General features: G+C 62.5%; 15 protein-coding genes. 9 read left to right on the top strand and 6 right to left on the bottom strand.

What is annotated here, in order from left to right; all coding sequences use genetic code 11:
• Nucleotides 1-33: 33 nt before the first annotated feature.
• The gene (locus DX909_RS19905; protein WP_128546971.1) at nucleotides 34-1,143 is read left to right on the top strand and encodes a mannonate dehydratase; all 1,110 of its coding nucleotides are present in this window, start codon (nucleotides 34-36) and stop codon (nucleotides 1,141-1,143) included.
• A gap of 115 nt (nucleotides 1,144-1,258) precedes the next feature.
• Here DX909_RS19905 and DX909_RS19900 read toward each other — a convergent pair whose 3' ends face one another.
• Complete coding sequence (locus tag DX909_RS19900) at nucleotides 1,259-2,635, bottom strand: enolase C-terminal domain-like protein (RefSeq protein WP_128546970.1); 1,377 nt, start codon at nucleotides 2,633-2,635, stop codon at nucleotides 1,259-1,261.
• 31 nt (nucleotides 2,636-2,666) lie between these two features.
• Nucleotides 2,667-4,868, bottom strand: a complete 2,202-nt coding sequence (locus DX909_RS19895; protein ID WP_128546969.1) for an outer membrane protein assembly factor BamB family protein — start codon at nucleotides 4,866-4,868, stop codon at nucleotides 2,667-2,669.
• Nucleotides 4,869-4,961: 93 nt separating this feature from the next.
• Between DX909_RS19895 and DX909_RS19890 the strand changes: the two genes are divergently transcribed.
• Together DX909_RS19890 and DX909_RS19885 are read left to right on the top strand one after the other, a co-directional pair.
• Nucleotides 4,962-7,610, top strand: coding sequence for a DUF7133 domain-containing protein (locus DX909_RS19890; protein ID WP_128546968.1), 2,649 nt, complete (start codon nucleotides 4,962-4,964; stop codon nucleotides 7,608-7,610).
• Nucleotides 7,611-7,677: 67 nt separating this feature from the next.
• Entirely contained in the window at nucleotides 7,678-8,121 is a 444-nt protein-coding gene (locus DX909_RS19885; protein ID WP_206513023.1) for an OsmC family protein, read from the top strand.
• Here DX909_RS19885 and DX909_RS19880 read toward each other — a convergent pair.
• A complete protein-coding gene (locus DX909_RS19880; protein ID WP_128546967.1) occupies nucleotides 8,006-8,371 on the bottom strand; it encodes a cytochrome P450 family protein in 366 nt (121 codons plus the stop codon). The genes DX909_RS19885 and DX909_RS19880 overlap by 116 nt on opposite strands.
• A 184-nt stretch (nucleotides 8,372-8,555) precedes the next feature.
• On the opposite strand from DX909_RS19880, the gene DX909_RS19875 reads away from it, so the two are divergent.
• The 6 genes from DX909_RS19875 (at nucleotide 8,556) to DX909_RS19850 (ending at nucleotide 18,264) form a co-directional block, all read left to right on the top strand.
• Nucleotides 8,556-9,581, top strand: a complete 1,026-nt coding sequence (locus tag DX909_RS19875; RefSeq protein WP_128546966.1) for an SDR family NAD(P)-dependent oxidoreductase — start codon at nucleotides 8,556-8,558, stop codon at nucleotides 9,579-9,581.
• 18 nt (nucleotides 9,582-9,599) lie between these two features.
• Nucleotides 9,600-10,145 carry a (2Fe-2S)-binding protein gene (locus DX909_RS19870; RefSeq protein ID WP_128546965.1) on the top strand — a complete coding sequence of 182 codons (546 nt, stop codon included), beginning with the start codon at nucleotides 9,600-9,602 and terminating at the stop codon, nucleotides 10,143-10,145.
• On the top strand, nucleotides 10,142-11,122 hold the full coding sequence (locus DX909_RS19865) for an FAD binding domain-containing protein (protein ID WP_128546964.1): 981 nt from the start codon (nucleotides 10,142-10,144) through the stop codon (nucleotides 11,120-11,122). Before DX909_RS19870 ends, DX909_RS19865 begins: the two co-directional genes overlap by 4 nt.
• Before the next feature lie 9 nt (nucleotides 11,123-11,131).
• A complete protein-coding gene (locus DX909_RS19860; protein ID WP_128546963.1) occupies nucleotides 11,132-13,357 on the top strand; it encodes a xanthine dehydrogenase family protein molybdopterin-binding subunit in 2,226 nt (741 codons plus the stop codon).
• Nucleotides 13,358-13,697: 340 nt separating this feature from the next.
• Nucleotides 13,698-17,540, top strand: coding sequence for a PVC-type heme-binding CxxCH protein (locus tag DX909_RS19855; protein ID WP_128546962.1), 3,843 nt, complete (start codon nucleotides 13,698-13,700; stop codon nucleotides 17,538-17,540).
• A gap of 139 nt (nucleotides 17,541-17,679) precedes the next feature.
• Nucleotides 17,680-18,264: an RNA polymerase sigma factor gene (locus DX909_RS19850; protein ID WP_128546961.1), complete on the top strand. Its 585-nt coding sequence runs from the start codon at nucleotides 17,680-17,682 to the stop codon at nucleotides 18,262-18,264.
• Here DX909_RS19850 and DX909_RS19845 read toward each other — a convergent pair.
• From DX909_RS19845 to DX909_RS19835, 3 genes are all read right to left on the bottom strand, one after another.
• Complete coding sequence (locus tag DX909_RS19845) at nucleotides 18,248-18,727, bottom strand: RES family NAD+ phosphorylase (protein ID WP_128546960.1); 480 nt, start codon at nucleotides 18,725-18,727, stop codon at nucleotides 18,248-18,250. The genes DX909_RS19850 and DX909_RS19845 overlap by 17 nt on opposite strands.
• A gap of 3 nt (nucleotides 18,728-18,730) precedes the next feature.
• Nucleotides 18,731-19,213, bottom strand: coding sequence for an Xre family toxin-antitoxin system antitoxin (locus tag DX909_RS19840; RefSeq protein ID WP_128546959.1), 483 nt, complete (start codon nucleotides 19,211-19,213; stop codon nucleotides 18,731-18,733).
• 71 nt (nucleotides 19,214-19,284) lie between these two features.
• Nucleotides 19,285-20,130 carry a DUF4595 domain-containing protein gene (locus tag DX909_RS19835; RefSeq protein ID WP_128546958.1) on the bottom strand — a complete coding sequence of 282 codons (846 nt, stop codon included), beginning with the start codon at nucleotides 20,128-20,130 and terminating at the stop codon, nucleotides 19,285-19,287.
• Between the last annotated feature and the right edge of the window lie 112 nt (nucleotides 20,131-20,242).

Genomic DNA, 20,242 nt, shown 5'->3' with positions numbered 1-20,242 from the left:
ATATGGATAACTGAACCCAAAGGCAAACCCCAAATGAAAAACTCCCGCAGAGATTTTATCCGAAAAAGTGCCTCCCTGGCCGCGCTGACGGCGGCCGGCCGGGGCACGCTCCCCGATCCGGCGGCCGCCCGGCCCCGGGAACTGCTTCGCGATGCCGGTATGCAGCTGTGCGAAGAGTATTTCTTTGGGATGGACAGGCAGAAGATCGAACTGACCAAACAGATGGACGTGCTGGGGGCGGTCGGCGGGATCAATCCGGCCTTTGCCGGCCTGAAGGACGTCAAACCGTGGGAATATCAGGCGGTGGCGGCCGTGAAGGAAGCCTGGGATAAGGTGGGCCTGAAGCTGCGGGTGATCGAGGGGCCACCGGCCCTGGGCGAAAAAACCAAGCTGGGGCTGGAGGGCCGCGACGAGGAAATCGCCAACTTCATCACCTTCATGAAGAACCTCTCGAAGGTCGGCATCGACACGATCTGCTACAACTGGATGCCCGTCATCGGCTGGTACCGGACGCAGAACGACAAACCCGGCCGGGGCGGGGCGCTCGTGACGGCCTTCGATTACGAGGCCGTCAAAAACCTGCCGCCGACCCAATACGGCGAAGTGTCGAAGGAGACGCTCTGGAAAAACCTCGAATACTTTCTGAAAGCCGTGGTGCCCGAGGCCGAGAAGGCCGGCATCAAACTCGCCATGCACCCCGACGACCCGCAGGTGGACAGCCTCCGGGGCATCGCCCGCATCATGAACACCGTCGATTCGTTCAAGCGGCTGCTGGACATGTACCCCAGCCCGAGCAACGGCATCACGATGTGCCAGGGCAACTTCGCGCTGATGGGACAGGACATCCCGTCGCTGATCGAGTATTTCGGCAAACGCAAAAAGATTCACTTCGTGCATTTCCGCAACGTGCGGGGCGGCAAGTTCAACTTCGAGGAAACCTTCCACGACGAGGGCATCATCGACATGTACCAGTCCATGAAAGCCTACTACGACGTCGGTTTCCGCGGCCCCATCCGCCCCGACCACGTCCCGACCATGTACGGCGACAGCAACCAGCATCCCGGCTACAGCGTCATCGGCACGCTCTACGCCCTGGGCTACATGCGCGGCCTGATGGAAGCCGTCGCCCGCCGGAAAACGTAATCGTCTACCGCCACGATCGGGGCGCCGGACCCGGAGAGGGTTGGTGTCGATCCGGTAACGACCAAAAAAGCACCGCCGGGGCGGGCGGTGCTTTCTGAAACGGCCGGAAACCGGTTTACGGCTTCACGATGGTGCCGTCGCTCTTGCGGACGGTCCAGCGGGATTTGGTGCCGATGGGGTATTTGGCGGCCTCCTTCTCGTTGATGTCGATGCCCAGACCGGGCGATTCGCTGACGTAGTAGTAGCCGTTTTTGATGGTCGGGCAGCCCGGAAACACCTCCTTCACCTTATCGCTGAACATCTGCGACTCCTGAATGCCGAAGTTCCAGACGGCGATGTCGATGCTGTTGTTGGCCGCATGCCCGACCGGCGAGGTGTCGCCAGGGCCGTGCCAGGCCGTCCGGACGTTGAACCACTCGCCCAGCCGGGCCACCTTCATGGCCGGGGTGATGCCGCCGATCTGCGAGATGTGAATCCGGATAAAGTCGAACAGGTGGTTCGCCATCGGCTCTTTGAACTCGTTGATGTTGTTGAACAGTTCGCCCATGGCGATCGGTACGGAGGTGGTCTGCCGCAGCTGTTTGAACCAGTTCATGTTCTCCGGCGAGAAGGGGTCCTCGATGAAGTAGGGGCGGTATTCCTCCAGCCCTTTGATCATGTTGATGGCCTCGATGGGCTCGATCAGTTCGTGGATGTCGTGCAGCAGTTCGACATCCTCTCCGCACCGTTTCCGGACCATATCGAACATCTTCGGAACCCGTTTGAGGTAGGTGCGCTGGTCGATGTAGTCGTCGCTCTCCCGCCCGAACCCGGCGGTGCGGAAGTCGGGTTTTTTCTCGATGGCCCCGACCCCGCCGTAGCCGCCCTGCTGGATCCGAACATGCCGGAAGCCCATGTTCATGAATTCCTGCACCTTGTCGGCGATGGCCTCGGGCGTGGGGCCGCTGGCGTGGGTGTAGGTATCGACGGCGATGCGGGCCTTGCCGCCCAGCAACTGGTAGACCGGCATGTTGGCCCGCTTGCCCTTGATGTCCCAGAGTGCCTGGTCCAGGCCCGACAGGGCGTTATTCAGCACCGGCCCGTTCCGCCAGTAGGAGCTGACGTAGGCCGACTGCCACATGTCCTCGATGTTGTCGACATCCTTGCCGACGCAGAATTCGTTCAGGTAGATATTGACGGCCGGAATGACGACGTGCGCCCGCTGGGTGAAGGTGGCGCAGCCCAGCCCGTACAGGCCCGGTTCGGAAGTCTCGACCTTGACGATGACGAGGTTGGGACCGCCGGGGGCCGTCGTGATGGCCCGCACGCTCTTGATGGTGATGGGCGCCATGCCTTTGGCGTAGGCCGGGGTAACGTGATGGTCGGCCCGGACTTTCGGGCTGTCGAACAGGCCCAGAACACCGGCGGAGGCTCCGAGAGCCAGTTTCCTGAGGGCGTTCCGGCGGCCGGCGTCCCGGCGTTCGCTCTCGGGCGATTGATCGAATGGGGTCATAAGGGTTGGGAGAATGAAGGTTCAGGGTCCATTATTTAAGAGCGAATGCGACGTAGTTTCCACCGATTTTCTGGCCCCGGCCGCCACCGGCCGCGATCACGACGTACTGTTTACCGTCCACTTCGTAGGTGATCGGCGTGGCGAAGCCGCCGGCCGGGAGCTGGTATTCCCAGACCTGTTTGCCGGTTTTCCGGTCGAAGGCGCGGATTTTTTCGTCCTTCGTGGCGGCAATGAACAACAGGCCCCCCGCCGTCACCAGCGGCCCGCCGTAGCTGTCGGTGCCGGTGGTCGGGACGCCCTTCTTCGCCAGCTCGGGGTATTCGCCCAGCGGGATTCTCCAGAGGTACTCGCCGGTGTTCAGGTCGATGGCGTTCAGGGTGCCCCAGGGCGGTTTGATGCCGGGGTAGCCGTTCTGGTCCACAAAGCGGTCCCAGACTTTCACAACGTAGGCCGGCACGTAGGGAAAGCCTTTCTTTTCGGCGGTGCCGTCCGGCTGCCTGCGGGCGACGGCTTTGGCGGTTTCCTTCCCGAGCAGGAAGGCCACGAGGGCGTCGCAGTCCTTTTCGGGCAGGTGCTGGAAGGACGGCATCCGGCCGCTGCCGGTTTTCAGGACGGCTTTGATTTCGTCGGCCGAGCGCCGTTTGCCGATGTCCACCAGCCCGGGCAGTTCGGGGCCGCTGCCTTTGCGGTCCTGCCCGTGGCACAGGGCGCAGTTGGCCGTATAGAGCGCCTGGCCCGGCGTCAGGGCAGCCGTCTCCTTTCGGGAGCCGCCTGACTCGGTCATGACCAGTTCCCAGGGTTCCTCGTTGGCGTTCTGGTACAGAATCCCGTCGGGGTCGATGGCGTTGCCGCCCCATTCGGCGCCCCCGCTATAGCCGAACAGGAGCGTTCCCTTCGTGCCGGGCGGGGTGAATTTGTGGTCGGTCCGGATTTTTTCGAACCGCTTCTTCAGGTAGGCATGGGTCTCCGGTGTCAGGTCGGACAGGTCGGCTTCGGTGTACACCTGCCGGGTGAAGGGCAGCGGTTTCAGCGGGAATTTCTGGGTCGGGTAGGGATGTTCGCCGGGCAGGCCATTGGTCGGTACGGGACGTTCCTCCACCGGAAACAGCGAGGTGCCGGTGTCGCGGTCGAGCACGTACACCAGCCCGTCTTTGGTGGCCTGAACGACCGCGTCGACGCGCTTCCCGTTGCGGGTCAGCGTGATAAGGTTGGGCGGACAGGGGTGGTCACGGTCCCAGAGGTCGTGGTGGATGGTCTGGTAATACCACTTCATCTTTCCGGTTTCGGCCTCCAGCGCCAGGATGCAGTTGGCAAACAGATTGGCCCCGGCCCGGTCCCCGCCGTAAAAGTCGGAGGCCGGCGAGCCGGTGCCGAAATAGACTACGCCCCGGCCCTCGTCGAGGGCCATGCCGCTCCAGTTATTGACGCCCCCGATGCGTTTGTAGGCGTCTTTCGGCCAGGTCTCGTAACCCGGTTCGCCGGGCTGCGGAATCGTGTGGAAGACCCACTTCAATTTCCCCGTCACGACGTCGAAGGCCCGGATATGGCCCGGAGCCGCATCGCCCGACTCCGACACGCTCGACCCGATGATGAAGGTATTTCTATAGACGATGCCCGGCGAGGTGGCGTTGACCGAGAGCTTGCTGACGTCGTGGTCGAGGCCGGTCTGGAGGCCTTCATGCAGGTCGGCGCGGCCGTTCGTTCCGAACGCCGGGATGCCGCGGCCGGTGCGGGCGTCGACGGCGTAGAGGCTCGAACCGACCGTATACAGGATACGTTTGTCATCGCCGTTTTCCCAGTACACCACGCCCCGGTTGGAGTTGAGCCGGTCGGAGGGCGAGGGCGAAAACCGCCAGAGTTCCCGGCCGGTGCCGGCGTGCAGGGCGAACAGCTTCAGCTCGGGGGTGGTGCCGTAGAGAATGCCGTTAACGACGATGGGCTGACACTGGATGGCACGGTCCCGGCGCCGGCCGGGGTTGGCGGGGTCGGGTTTCTCGGAGGCATCGTACATCCAGGCCACCTGGAGGTTCTTCACATTGTCGAGGGTGATCTGCTTCAGGGGCGAGTACCGGTTTCCGGCCTTATTTCCGCCGTAGTTCGGCCAGTCGAGGCCGGTTTCGGGGAATTTGTCGGACAATTCCATGCCGGTCAGCAGGCAGCTTCCCGTCAGCACGGCCGTCAGGGTACCATACGGAAGCAGCCTGCGCAGGAGCGGATTCAATTTCAGAAGCATTCAGGGTCAGGCTTGTTTTCAAGGTTTAGGATTTCCAAATTAGCGGAAAAATTCGTTTCCTGAAAACCCGTTCGCGCGGTGTTCCTGAATCTCATGTCAAAGTTTACCCTTACCCTCTTCCCGGCCCTGCTGCTTCTGCTCTGGAATACGCTCCGGCCGGCCCGTTATGAAACGCTGAATACGCATCCGGTTGCCCCGGCGGCCGATACCCTGCCCAATGCCTCGCGCTGGCCCGGTGAATTGACCGTCAGCAACTTCACCGGCCCCGACCTGACGCCCAGCCCGGCCTGTCTGGCCGTGGCTCCGACCGGCGAGGTGTTCGTCGGCGTGGACATGATCGGCTCGCTCGGCAAAACGCCCGGCAAGGGCAGCATCGTCCGGCTCGTCGACGACAACCACGACGGCAAGGTCGACCGCCACACCACCTTCGCCCCCGTCGACAACCCGCGGGGCATCCTGCCGGTCGGCGATCAGGTATTCGTGCTGCACACCACCTTCTCGAAAGAAACCGGCAAAGCCTCCGGCATGGACCTGGTGGTGTTTGAAGATAAAAACCGCGACGGACAGGCCGACGGCCCCGCCAAAGCGCTCATCGAAGGCATCAGCAACCCCAAATTCCTGCAAAGCCGCGGCACCGACCACGCCACCAACGGCATCCGGATGGGCATCGACGGCTGGATTTACATCGCCGTGGGCGACTTCGGTTTCCATAACGCCGTCGACCGCTCCGGCAAAAAGCTGACCATGCTCGGCGGGGGCATCGTGCGCGTCCGGCCCGACGGCACCGAAATGGAAGTCTTTTCCCACGGGATGCGGAACATCTACGACGTCGCCATCGACCCGTACATGAACATCTTCACCCGCGACAACACCAACGACGGGGGCGGCTGGAACATCCGCTTCAGCCACCAGATTCAGTCGGCCGAGTACGGCTACCCGGTTCTGTTCAAACACTTTACGGATGAGATCATCCCGGCGCTGGTCGATGTCGGGGGCGGCTCCGGAACCGGCTCCCTGTTTCTCGACGACGATTCCTGGCCCGCCCAATACAACCGGGTGCCGATGATGGCCGACTGGGGCAAAAACCAGCTGTACATCCACCGCGTGACGCCGGACGGCCCCGGCTTTACGCAGAAAGAAGAAGAGTTTATCCGTCTGGCGCAGATCACCGACGTCGATATCGACGCGTCGGGCCGGATGTACCTCGCGGCCTGGGCCGGCGCCGGCTATTCCGGCAACCCGGCCAAAGGCTTCGTGGTCCGGGCCGTCCCGAAAACCTGGAGCTACAAACCGGCTATCGACCTGAAGAAGGCGTCCGAAAAAGAACTGGCGGCCGAGCTGAAATCGGGCAGTGCGGTCCGTCGGCTGGCGGCCCAGCAGGAGCTGCTGACGCGCCCCGCCAAACGGACGGCCGAAGCCGCCTGGAAGCTGGTCGACGATAAGAAGCTGCCGCTCTCCGTCCGGGTGGCCGGCCTGTTTACCTACGCCCAGGCCGCCGGCGCCGACGGCATCGCCAACCTCGTAAAGCTGACCGCCGACAACGACCTCCGCGAATTTGCCCTCCGCGCCCTCGCCGACCGCAAACCGTTCGTCGAAAAAGTGCCGTCCGAGCCGTTCCTGAAGGCCCTCCAGGACCCCTCCGAGCGGGTTCGGGTGGCGGCTATCGTGGGGCTGGGCCGGCTGGGCCGGGCCGAAGCTGCCCCGGCGCTGCTCCAGGTGAAGGTGCCGGCCTCGTTCGTGGCTCCCGCCAAAGGAACCGAAGGCCCGCACGCAACGCCGAATGCCGCCATCATCCCGGCCCACCTTGCCGTCCGCTCGCTGGTGGCGCTGAACGCCGTCGATGCCTCGGTGGCCGCCGTCGGTTCGCAAAACTCGACGATTGCCCTCTGGGCGCTTCGTTATATGCACGACCCCAAAGCCGTTCAGGGGCTGATCGCGGCCTACCGGAAAACCGGCGACGAAATGCTGAAAAAACAGATTCTGACCACACTGGCGCGGCTGTATAAAAAGGAGGCCGATTACGATGCCTCGTGGTGGTGGAGCACTCGTCCCGACACCCACGGCCCGTATTACAAAGCCGTCGAGTGGGAGGGTTCGCCCGCCGTCAAAGCCCTGTTGCTGGAAGAAGCCGGCAAGGCCGCCGACAAGACGTTCTTCGCCGACCTGAACAGCCGGCTCCGGCTGGAAATCCCGGAACTGGGCGGGATGGAGGAACCGGTGGTGGCAAAGGAGGAGGTGAAGGTCGATTTGGAAAAAATCCGGAATCGCAAGGGGCAGGTGGGCGAGTCGTCCATCGAGGACGTGATGCTGGCGATGGCGAAGATCAAGGGCGACCCGGGGCTGGGCCGTCAGCTGTTCACCCGCCAGGGCTGCATCGCCTGCCACAGCCTCAGCCGGAACGAGCCGATGAAGGGGCCGTTCATGGGCCAGATCGGTTCGATCATGAACCGGGAGCAGATCGCCGAGTCGATCCTGAAACCGAACGCGTCGATTTCTCAGGGTTTCGCCACGGTGCAGATCACGGCCAAAGGCGGCAAGAGCTACATGGGCTTCGTGACCGAGGAATCGGCCAGCCGCGTCGTCCTGCGGGATATTACCGGTCAGGTCTATACCCTGAAGGCGTCCGACATCCTCAAACGGCAGGAAATGGAAACGTCGATGATGCCCCCGGGCCTCGCCAACGCGCTCTCCTACGAAGAATTCGCTTCGCTGATCACCTTTCTGTCCGAGCAGAAGAAATAACCGTATTCCAAAGCTCGTAAGAAGTCCCGCCGGTCTGCGTTCTGAACGTGCGACCGGCGGGACTTTTTTGCTCAGTGTCGATCCGGCTTTTCCCAAAGAGATTGGCGGCAACGGCGGGGCTACCAATCCGGAGCAGTTGTTTGCTGCGGGCTTTTCGGCCTGTTTCGGGCAGAGTCTTTCCTTTGTCGCTTCGCAACGCAAACTTCCCGTAGACGTCAAACGGGTCAGCGGAACGACCCGGGTTCATCTGCTCCGGATCGAAGGCGGTTTCGGCCCGGCGGCCGACCTGTTCATCCGGGTGCCGGGCGTGGATCGCGAGGTGGCCGAAGAACTGGTGGAAGCCACCAAACCGTCTGCGCCTACTCCAATTCGACGCGGGGGAAAGTTCAGACGACCTACCGGATTGTCGAAGACTGAGCCGGATCCTCAGGTTTCGGATGCTGGTCGCGGGTCATCATCGTCATCATCAGTTCCTTACGGTAGCGGTGGCGACCGTCGTCGAGGGCCATGATGCTGCGCTCGCCGGGCAGCGTCTTCTGCACCGGCTTCGGAATGGCGCCCCGGCGAACAAACCGGGTAGGGTCGTAGAATAGCCGGGCGGCTTCCTCTCCGGTCAGGCAGATGGTATTCTGGAGCATGATGCGGGTCCGGAAGAGGTTGGAGCCGTGTTTCCGGCAGCGGAGCTGAATGAACCGGAACCCGTCGCGCAGCAGGGCGATGGAACTGTCGAAGCTTTTCTCGCGGGGGATCGTAGTCGCCATACCGGTGGAACCGGCTGCCCGGCAAAAGGACAGGGCGGCCCGATGGGCGATGAGGGTACGGCCCGGAACCGGTTTCGGTGGGAATCTGCCGGATAATCATCCTACAGAATAAATAGACGGTTGAATTTCAAACCTGTTCCGGGCTGCCGGGTTAAACCGGAACGACCACTCACTTTCCACATTCATGACTTCCCAAAACGGCAAAACCGCTTTGATTACCGGTGCGTCCGGCGGTATCGGGCTGGAACTGGCCCGCTTGTTTGCGCAGGACGGCTACGACCTGATTCTGGTGGCCCGGAGCGATGATAAACTACAGCAACTGGCGCAGGAACTCCGGGAATCCCACGGCAACCTGAACGTCACGGTCATTCCGAAGGATTTGTCGCAGGAGAACTCCGGCCGGGAACTGTACCAGGAGGTGCAGCAGCGGAGCGTTTTCGTCAATGTCCTCGTCAACGACGCCGGCGTGGGCCACTACGGGGCCTTCGCGACCGAGACGGACTGGGAGAAGGAGAGCGCCATGATCCGGCTGAACATGGTATCGCTTACCGAACTGACCAAGCTGTTTCTGTTTGATATGGTCGCCCGGAAGGAAGGCCGCATTCTGAACCTGGCTTCCATGACCTCGCTCGTGCCCTCGCCCCTGATGGCGGTTTACAGCGGTACCAAAGCGTACGTCTACCAGTTCACCCAGGCCCTGGCCAACGAACTGAAAGACAGCCCGGTGACGATCACCGCCCTGCTGCCCAACGCCACCGCGACCGACTTCTTCAACAAGGCCGGGGCGCAGAACGCCCGCGTGACCGAACAGCTCGACGATCCGGTCCAGGTGGCCCGGGCCGGCTATGAAGCCCTGATGAAAGGCCGGACCAAAGTGGTGCCCGGCGGCCTGAAAAACAAGTCTTTCGCGGCCCTGAGCAACATCGTGCCTACGGAAGCCCTGACCGGCATGATGCGGAAAAACATGGAGCCGAGGGAGCAGAAGCCGATTTACGTCACCAAAAAAACGCAGAAGAAACTGGCCCTCGGGCTGGGGCTGGTGGCGGTGGGGCTGGTCGGTTACGCCCTGGTGCGGGCCTACGACAGCCTCTCCTGGTACGACAAGGCCCGCTACCGGTACCGGCTCAATCAGGCCGGTCGGCGCATTCGGCAGGCCGTGGACCGGACGACGAATAAAACCCGTGCGACGGTGGCGGAGGCCCTGTCCTGATCCTATTCAATCAACGTTATGAGCAACCAATCAGCAACCATCACCGAAGCCCCGAAAACGGCCCAGCTTCCCCGCACCTCGATCGTCACCCTGACCGTCAACGGCGAACAACGGAGCCTGCGCATTGCGCCCTGGACCACCCTGCTCGACGCCCTGCGCGAGTATCTGGACCTCACCGGCACCAAAAAAGGCTGTGACCACGGCCAGTGCGGAGCCTGCACCGTTCTGGTCGACGGCAAACGAATCAACGCCTGTCTGGCGCTGGCCGTCATGGTCGACGACCGGGAGATCACCACCATCGAGGGGCTGACGAAGGAGGGGAGCGCCACGCCCGACGGGCTGCACCCGATGCAGGCGGCTTTCATCGAACACGACGCCTTCCAGTGCGGCTACTGCACCCCCGGCCAGATCTGCTCCGCGGTGGGGCTGCTGAAGGAGGGCCACGCCCACAGCCGCGAAGACATTCAGGAGCTGATGAGCGGCAACATCTGCCGCTGCGGGGCCTACCCGAACATTGTCGATGCCATCGAAGACGTCAAGAACCACCAGCCCGACCGCGCATGAATCCCTTTACCTACTCCCGGGCCGGCGACCTCGACGAGGCCGTGCGGGAAATCTCCGACAACGACCGCGCCAAGTTCATCGCCGGCGGTACGAACCTCGTCGACCTGATGAAGGCCAACGTAATGCACCCGACCCACCTGGTCGACATCACGCGTCTGGGCCTGTCGGCGATCGAAGAGACCGAAGAAGGCGGGCTGCGGCTCGGGTCGCTGGTGACCAACGCCGAAACCGCCTACCACCCGCAGGTGGCCGAACGGTATCCGCTGCTGGCCAACGCGATCCTGGCCGGGGCCTCGCCCCAGCTGCGGAACATGGCGACCAACGGCGGCAACCTGCTCCAGCGGACCCGCTGTTATTATTTTTACGATACCGCCACGCCCTGCAACAAGCGCGAACCCGGCTCGGGCTGCTCGGCGCTGAACGGTCACAACCGCATTCACGCCATCCTGGGTACCAGCGAACACTGCATCGCCACCCATCCGTCGGATATGTGCGTGGCCCTGGCCGCGCTGGAAGCGGTGGTGCGGGTCACGAACCGCTACGGTGAGCGGGCCATTCCCTTCGCGGACTTTCACCGCCTGCCCGGCGACACGCCCCACATCGACGCCAATCTGGAGCCGGACGAGATCATCACCGCCGTCGAACTGCCGCCGAGAGGCTTTTCGCAACATTTTAAGTATTTGAAAATCAGGGACCGGGCGTCCTACGCCTTTGCGCTGGTGTCGGTGGCCGTCGGGCTGGAGATGGAGGGTGACACGATCCGGGAGGCTCGGCTGGCGCTGGGCGGAGTGGCCCACAAACCCTGGCGCAACCTGGAAGCGGAAGCTCTGCTGGTGGGCAACCCGGCCAACCGGGAAACGTTTAAGCGGGCCGCCGATCGCATCGTGGCCGACGCCCGGGGCTACGGCTCCAATTCCTTCAAGATCGAACTGGCCCGTCGGGCGGTGGTCCGCGCCCTGAACGAAGCCGCCAAATAAGCAATCCCCATGACAACTAACTATATCGGTAAGCCGACCAACCGCGTGGACGGCTACGCCAAGGTGACCGGCGGAGCCAAATACGCCGGGGAGCATAATGTGCCCGGCCTGACCTACGGCGTCGTGGTGTCGAGCGACATTGCCCGGGGCCGCATCAGCCGCATCGACGCGAGCGAGGCCCTGAAGCTGAACGGTGTGCTGGAGGTGTTCACCCACGAAAACCGTCCCTCGCTGCCCTGGTTCGACCGCAACTACCAGGATCAGGACCAGCCGCCGGGGTCGCCTTTCCGGCCCCTGTACGACAACGAGATCCAGTTCAGCCAGCAGCCCATCGCGCTTGTGGTGGCCGAAACCTTCGAGCTGGCCCGGTATGCGGCTTCGCTCGTGAAGGTGCAGTATGTCCGGGAGCCGCACGGCACCGACCTCCGGGCGATTCAGGGCCAGGCCTATGCGCCCTCGAAGGGCAAACCCAGCTGGAAGAAGCCCAGGCCGCGCGGCAATGCCGCCCAGGGGATGGAACAGTCGATTTTCAAAATAGAAGGCCGCTACGACCATGCCGCCGAACACCACAATCCGCTCGAAATGCACGCGTCGACGGTGGTGTACGAGCCTTCGGGCAAGCTGACGGTCTATGACAAGACGCAGGGCGTTCCCAACAGCCAGAAATACATTTCGCGCATCTTCGGCCTCTCCAAAGCCCAGGCCACCGTTCATGCGCCGTTTATCGGAGGAGCCTTCGGGTCGGGGCTGCGGCCGCAGTATCAGCTGTTTCTGGCCGTCATGGCGGCACTTCAGCTGAAGCGGTCGGTGCGGGTGACGCTGACCCGCCAGCAGATGTTCTCCTTCGGCCACCGGCCGGCCACCATCCAGCGGTTTGAATTGGGCGCCGATGCCGAGGGCAAACTCCAGGCCGTGGTGCATGAGGCTATTCAGGAAACGTCTCAATTTGAGGATTATACCGAAAATGTGGTCAACTGGTCGGGAACGGTATACCAGTGCGACAACGTAGAGCCGACCTACAAGCTGGTGAAGCTGGATACCTATACCCCGCTCGACATGCGGGCGCCCGGCGGAGCCACGGCCATGGCGGCCTACGAAGTCGCCATCGACGAACTGGCGTATGCCGCCGGCATCGACCCGCTGGAATTCCGGCTGATCAACTATACCGAGCGCGACCCGATGCAGGACCTGCCCTATTCGAGCAAGGAACTGCGGGCGTGTTACCGGCAGGCCGCCGAACGCTTCGGCTGGTCGAACCGCCGGCCCGAACCGCGGTCCATGCGCGACGGCAACGAGCTGATCGGCTGGGGCATGGCGACCGGCATCTGGGAGGCCGAGCAGAAACCGGCCATGGCGAAAGCCGTGCTGACCGCCGACGGAAAACTAACCGTCAGCAGCGCCACCGAGGACATCGGCACCGGCACCTACACCATCATGACGCAGATTGCCGCCGAGACGCTCGGCCTGCCGCTGGAGAACGTCACCTTCGAACTGGGCGACTCCAGCATGCCGGAGGCCCCGCTGCAGGGCGGTTCCTGGACGGCGGCCACCGTCGGGTCGGCGGTCAAGAGCGCCTGTCTGGAAGTGCAGAAGCGGCTGTTCGAATACGCCGGATCAATGCCCGATTCCCCGCTCGCCAAAGCTGATGCGGATGGGGTGGTTTTCGCCGACGGACGGATTCATCTGAAACACTACCCGACCATCGGTGTGACCATTCAGGATGTGCTGCGTCATAGCGGAGTAGACCGGATCGAGGAGGAAGTGACGACGCTGCCGGATATGCTCCGCCAGAAGAAATACGCCCGGTTTACGCATTCGGCGGTTTTCGTGGAGGTGAAGGTGGATGAGGACCTCGGCACGGTGCACGTGACCCGGGTGGTGACGGCCGTGGCCGGCGGACGCATCCTCAATCCCAAAACCGCCCGCAGTCAGGTACTCGGCGGGGTGGTCTGGGGCATCGGCATGGCGCTGGAGGAGGAGTCGGTTCTGGATCATCAGTTCGGGCGGTTCATCAACCACGACCTGGCCGAATACCACGTGGCCGTCAACCTCGACGTGCCGCCGATCGACGTCATCTTCGTCGAGGAAAACGATACGGTAGTCAATCCGCTGGGCGTCAAAGGGCTGGGCGAGATTGGTGTCGTCGGCACGCCGGCGGCCATCGCCAACGCGGTGTTCCATGCCACCGGCAAGCGGCTCCGCGATCTGCCCATCACCCTCGACAAAGTGATGTAACCGGACTTTCAATTCGTGGAACGGCCGCTCCCGGAATCTCAGGAGCGGCCGTTTCGTTGGCCGGTCATTCCGCCGGCAGGAGGACCACCCCCCGGCCCCCTCCTTGGTAAGGAGGGGGAGTGCGCTGCCACTCCCCAGTTCCTGCGAAGCCACCCCCTCCTTACCAAGGAGGGGGCCGGGGGGTGGTCCCTCCTTCAATCCACCTCTTGGCGAGTTAAGTACAGGCTTATCCTTTCGACCCTTGGAAAAACCCGTTAGATTAGGACGGGAAAAAATAGGCTTTTAGGTATATTGCGATTTCCGGACAGCCAGCCTCCGGGACGCCCAAACCCTGACGTTCATGAAAGCCGTTTTTCTATCTCTCGTCCTGATCGTTTTCAGCCTCGGCTGGATTTCCAAATACGCCGGCGGCTTCGGCTCCGACGAGAAGGCCGGCCTGCGGCTGGTACAGGACGAAAAAGCGGGCACCATCTCCGTCCTCCGGGTCGGTGGCAAAGAGCCGATCCTGACCCAGAACGCCAAACCGGACTTCCGGCCTTATCTCCACCCCCTCATCGCCCCCGACGGCAAGGGCCTCCTGACCGAATACAGCCCCGGTCACCATAAACACCAGACCGGTATCTACACCGGCTTCACCCGCATCAACGGCCGCGACTATTTCCACCATCCGCAGGGCGATTACTGGCGCCGGGTGTCGGCCAAAGTCGTGAAGGCCACGGGGCCGGAGGTGCGCTGGCAGACCGTTTACGAAATGCTCGACTCCACCGGCCGGGCCGTGATGACCGAAACGCAGAACTGGGCCATGCGCGAGCAGAACGGCCGCTACCTGCTGGACCTGGAATGGAACGGCGAGGCCAAAACCGAGGTGACCGTCGGGAAGTACGACTACGGCGGGCTGTTCGTGCGGATGCCCTGGCGCGAAGGCATGAAGGGCGAGGTAATCAACGCGGCCCGGCAGAAGAACGAAAAGGCCGAAGGGCAGCGGGCTATGTGGGTCGACGTCGGCCTTCAGGTGGACGGCCGTTCCGACCGGGCGCACATCGCCGTCTTCGAACACCCCGAAAACCGCAACTACCCGACCCTCTGGCGGGTCGACGGGCAGCTCGGCATCGGCCCGGCCCGCGCCCGGAACGGCGGCTGGACCATCAAAGCCGGCGATACCGAAGTCATTAAACACCAACTGGTTATTTATACCGGCGACCTGAACGACGTCGAACTGACCAACACCTGGAGCGCCTTCAGCGGGGTCAACTCCACGGCGGCCCTCTGGGGCATCGCCCAGCAGGAAGCCCTCCAGGCCAAGTTCCTGACGCCCGGGGAAGCCGTCAAAAGCATGACCCTGCTGCCCGGCTTCAAAACCAACGTCTGGGCCTCCGAGCCCATGATTACCCAGCCGATGGCCTTCTGCTGGGATGATCGGGGCCGCCTGTGGGTGGCCGAAAACCGCGACTACGAATCCCGCGGACACGGCTTCTCCAATGCCGGCAACAGCCGCATCCTAATTCTTGAAGACAGCAACTACGACGGCGTGGCCGACAGCCGGAAGGTGTTTCTGGACAGCATCCCGTTCCCGGCCGCGATGGCCGTCGGCTTCGGCGGGCTGTTCCTCGGCGCTCCGCCCAACCTGCTGTTCGTGCCCGATCGCAACGGCGACGACGTGGCCGACGAGAAGGACATCGAAGTGCGTCTGACCGGCTGGGGCATCCGCGACCGCCACGAAACGCTCAACAGCTTCCACTGGGGGCCGGACGGCTGGCTCTACGGCCTCCAGGGTTTTGCCACGCCCTCCAAAGTCCGCAAGCCGGTCGGGAAGGGAAAGCTGTATAAACACAGGGACCCGTTCCCCGAAGACATTCTGCAGGGCGAGGGCGTCGACATCAACGGCGGGGTCTGGCGGTATCACCCCGTCAAGGACCGCTTCGAGGTGGTAGCCCACGGCTTCAGCAACCCCTGGGGCATCGACTACGACGCCAAAGGGCAGTTCGTGATGAGCGCCTGCGTGATCCCGCACCTCTGGCACGTCATCCCGGGCGGCATCTACCACCGGCAGGGCGGGCAGCACTTTAACCCCTACGTCTACAGCGACATCCGGACCATTGCCGACCACAGCCACCGCTCGGCCCACGGCGGGGCGCGGGTGTACCAGTCCGACGCCTTCCCGAAAGAGCATCAGGGCCGGGTGTTCATGGCCAATATCCACGAACACGCCATCCTGTCGGACATTCTCGAACCGAAAGGCTCCGGCTTCGTGGGCCACCACGGCGACGATTTTCTGACGGCCAACAACGCCCAGTGGGTGGGCTTCAGCGTCGAGATCGGGCCGGACGGCGGGCTGTATGTCCTCGACTGGCACGACGCCGACATCTGCGGCAAGGAGGTGCTGAACGGCGAAACCGGCCGCATCTTCCGCACGGTGCCCGAGCAGTCGGCGGCCGAAAACTTCGAGGGGCGGTATGCCGACCTTTCCAAAATGAGCGACCAGCAGCTGGTCGATTTTCAGACGAGCAAAAGCGACTGGCACGCCCGCCGGGCGCGGGTGATCCTGCAACACCGGGCGGCTTCGGGCCAACTCGACGCCCGGACCCACGAGCGGCTCCGCAGCCTCTTCAAAACCGGCGCCCCCGACCAGCGGCTGCGGGCCATGTGGTCGCTGCACGTCACCAACGGCTTTGCGCCGAAGGCCCTCGAACAGTCACTGACCGACGCCGACCCCTACGTGCGGGCCTGGGCCATCCAGCTGCTCTGCGAAGACCGGGCGCCCTCGGCCGACGCCCTGGCGGCTTTTGCCCGCCTGGCGAAACAGGACCCCTCGCCGGTGGTGCGGCTGTATCTGGCCTCCGCCCTCCAGCGGGTTCCGGGTGAGTCGCGCTGGCAGATCGCCGAGGGGCTGATGAGCCATGCCGAAGACGTCGACGACCATAATCTCCCGAAAATGATCTGGTTCGGCACCGAGCCGCTCGTGAAGGAAAACCCGAACCGGGCGCTGGCGCTCGCCGGCGGCAGCCGGATTCCGATGGTGGCGCGGTTCATCGCCCGCCGGACCGTCGACGCCGACCAGCTGAACACGGTGGTGGCCGCCCTCGGGCAGACCGCAAAACCGTCGACGGCCATGCTGGAAGGGCTGCGCGACGGGCTGGAGGGCCGCACCGACCTGACGGCCCCGGCCGGCTGGACCGCCCTGTATGCCCGACTGAAAACCGCCGGGCCGGGTGCGTCCAAACTCGGCGGGGAGATCGCCCAGCTGTTCGGGGATACGGAGGTGAGCCGGAAGCTGCTGGCGACGGTAAAAGACCGAAACGCGCCGGTGGAACAGCGCCGGCTGGCGCTCCAGACGCTGGCAGCCCGCAAACGGCCGGAACTGACCGCCGAACTGCCCGCCCTGCTCGGTGACCCCAGCCTGCGCCCGGACGCCATCCGGGCCGTGGCCGGGTATGACAGCGATGCCCTCGGCAAACTGATTCTCACCAAATACCCGACCCTCACGGCCTCCGAAAAGCTGCTGGCCGTGCAGACGATGTCGTCGCGGCCGAAGTACGGCTGGATGCTGACGCAGGCCCTGAAAGATAACAGCGTGCCGAAGAAGGACGTGCCGACCTACGCGGCCCGGCAGCTGCTGCGGGTCGTCGGGAGCGGTTTTGTGGAGGTCTACGGCCCCATCGAGCAGAGTGAGGTGGACGAGGTGGCCTATAAGAAATACCGGCGCCTGCTGACCGATAAGGCGGTGGCGGAGGCCAGCCCGGAAAAGGGCCGGGTGCTGTTCCAGCGGACCTGCGGGCCGTGTCACAAAATGTTCGGCGAGGGCGGCAGCATCGGCCCCGACCTGACCGGCTCGAACCGGGGCAATGTGGAGTATCTCCTCTTTAACGTGCTGAATCCGAGCGGGGAGATTCAGGACGATTACCGGATGGTGGTCGTGACGACGCGCGACGGCCGCACCTTCTCCGGCAACGTGACCGGCGAAACCGACCGTCGGCTGACGCTCCGGGTGGTGGGGCAGGACGCCGTGGTGCTGAACAAGTCGGATATTCAGTCACGGGAGGTAACGCCGGTGTCGATGATGCCGCCGGGGCTGTTCAACACGCTGTCGGACGGGGAGGTGCTGGACCTGGTGGCGTTCCTGCGTCGGGCCGAACCGCCGAGACAGGCCGCCGAGCCGTCAAAAACGGTGAAAAAGTCCAGATAAGGCCGTTAAATTTTTATTACCATCCCGGTGAAAACTGTTCGATTCCTTAATGGAGAAATGGGGAATTAAAGGTAAAATCGACCGAATTTTGTAAAGTGAATCAGCAAGTCCGGACCTACGTTCCCAGGAGATTCAGCTTATGAACTCGACGTATTGCAGCTTTTCCGATGAAGACATCCTGAAGTCGATCTGCGAAAACGGTGACGAATCGGCGTTTGCAGAACTGTACGACCGGTATTTTCGCCTGTTGTTCAACTTTGCCTACAGCAGGCTGAACGACCGGTTTGCGGCCCAGGAGATCGTGCAGGAGGTGTTCGTCTCCGTCTGGCAGCAGCGGCACCGCGCGGCCGTTGAATCGTGCCGGTCTTACCTGTTTTCGAGTGTCAAAAACCAGATTATTTCCCATTATCGTAAGGAATATACCCGCCGGTTTCACTACGACCAGTGGGAAATCCGGCACGAGGCCTCGTCGGCCCTGACCGACCAGCCCGTCCTGACCGCCGACCTTCAGAACCGCTACGAACAGGGCCTCGGCCAATTGCCGCCCAAATGCCGCGAAGTGTTTCTGCTGAGCCGCCAGGGCAATTCCAACCGGGAGATTGCCGGGCAGTTATCCATTTCCGAAAAAACCGTCGAACAGCACATCACCCGGGCGCTCCAGACCCTGAAAAGCTACCTCCGCGAACATTTCGTCTACGCGCTGCTGCTTATTCCCCTCTGCTGAGCCGCTCGTCGAAACCGTGCGGAACCACCTCCACCACCTTCACCTGCGCGATCAGCGGGTGCAGCGGATTGATCAGGATGTTCCGGGAGGGGGAATCGCGGATGATGACCGAAGGGACCGAGAAAGCCAGGGCCGGATAAGTCGGCGTCAGCTTCGGCCGGAGAAAAACCGGGATTTCAGTTTCATACTTCAGGGTATTCCAACCCGCCGGCAGGTCGGTTGCCGGAATCACTTCAATGGCCTCCGGCAGTTCGATGGTGACCCGGACGAAGGGCGGCAAGTCCCGAAGCGGGGTGCCGTTCAGATGCACCAGCGTTTCGAGCAGGGCCAGTTCAGGGGTAGTGGAGGTATAAATCAGCGGGGTGCCGGGCGGGTTCCACCGGCCGCCGTTGAGCCGGGCACCTTCTCCGCTTAGGATGGAATCGACGAACTGACGTTTCTGAATCCGGTAGACGAGCGCCATCGCTTAACTGTAAACGCCGTATTCGATCCGGCCCAGAATCTGATCGACTACCTGAAAGCCCGTGGCCGTGTCGAGCAGCTGCAGGGGCGACTGGCCGTCGAGAATCTCCAGGGGCCGGCGCAGCCAGCGATTGAATTTCCCCTGATCCTCGAACACCCGCAGACCGTGGGACGCCAGAGCCTTCAGCAGCAGCAGCCGTTCGGATTCCACCTTGTTGAGCGAACCGCTCACCAGCCGGCGGGCCATCGTGCGCTCGTTCATCGCCAGAAGCACCGCAAACTCCCGGATGGTCAGGTCGAGCAGGGCCGCCAGTTCCCGCACCTCCGCATGCCCCACGCCCGACCGCGACCGGGCGATCAGTTCGAAGGGACCGGCGGCCTCCGGCAGAACCCTTACGGTCGGGCCGGTCGGCAGCAGGGCGGGCGGTAAAGCATCCGGGCCTGACTTCCCCGATGCACCGGCGGTTTTGGTTGTCCTGCTTTTCATAAAAATGCGTAAAATGTCGGTAATGATACCGACATTTTACGCATTTTCAAAGACGGGCAGGTCGGGTAGGCTCAGTTGATGGAATACTTGTAGAGGACCGGGTCCTGCCGCCAGATGTTATCCAGCACGTCAAACACCTTGTAGCTCTCGGGAAAACCGTCTGCGTTGAGGGTATACGCAAAGATTTCATCATGATGGATCGAGTTGGTCCAGAAGCTTTTGAGGGTACGTCGCTGCACGAGGTGTTTATGCGTGACGCCGAAGAGGGGAACGAAAATACCGTCACCGGCGAAAGAATAGGCGTAATCCGTCGGGATGCGATCCGTTTTCCGCGGCTTCCCGGGTAGTTCGTAGGCGTAGGTGAACTCCAGCGTCTTGAAATTCTGCGCGTTGTACCATTCCTCCCGGCTCAGGTCACCGTTGGCGTCATAATAAATCTGGACCCGCTTGTTGGGAACGTCTTTATACGTCATCTGAACCAGTTTGCCGGCACCGTCGTAATGATAATTGCGGGTTTCGATGAGTTGCGGTAAGGCGCCCGGATCGTTAAACTTATAGACTCTGGCCTGGTGGGACAGACCCTTCGCATTGAGATCAAAAACTTCCTTATAACTTTTCACCTGATCGCTGAACAACGTGACGGCCGTCCATCCGTTGCCGTATTCTACCTGGAAATACTGATTACCGGTACTGATCTTAGTGATTTTGCTTTCCCGGTTGTAGGTAAGCTTATAGCTTGAAAATTCAGTCAGGAGGTACTTTTTGGCGACCGGGATGTCGGATGCTTCCGGAGCGCCGGAGACCGGAGCCGGGCCTGGAGCGGGTTCGGACGGGAGGACGGTATGGTTCTCGCAGGAGAAGAAGCCTAAAAGCAGGGCACACAGGGCCGTGGCGCCCAATCGTTTTGCAAGGTTCATCGTTTCTGTTGTTTAAATATTAAATGGATCGGATGATCGCTGCGAAGGTAAACTTCCGGTTTTTCGTCCCGTAGCCCGAGTCGATAACCGGCGGGTTCGACCGAACCGCCGG

The sequence above is a fragment of the Larkinella soli genome (assembly GCF_003703975.1).
GTDB classification, from domain to species: Bacteria; Bacteroidota; Bacteroidia; order Cytophagales; family Spirosomataceae; genus Larkinella; species Larkinella soli.
The sequence above is the reverse complement of the archived record's forward strand: the minus strand, read 5'-3'. Positions and strand labels throughout refer to the sequence as shown.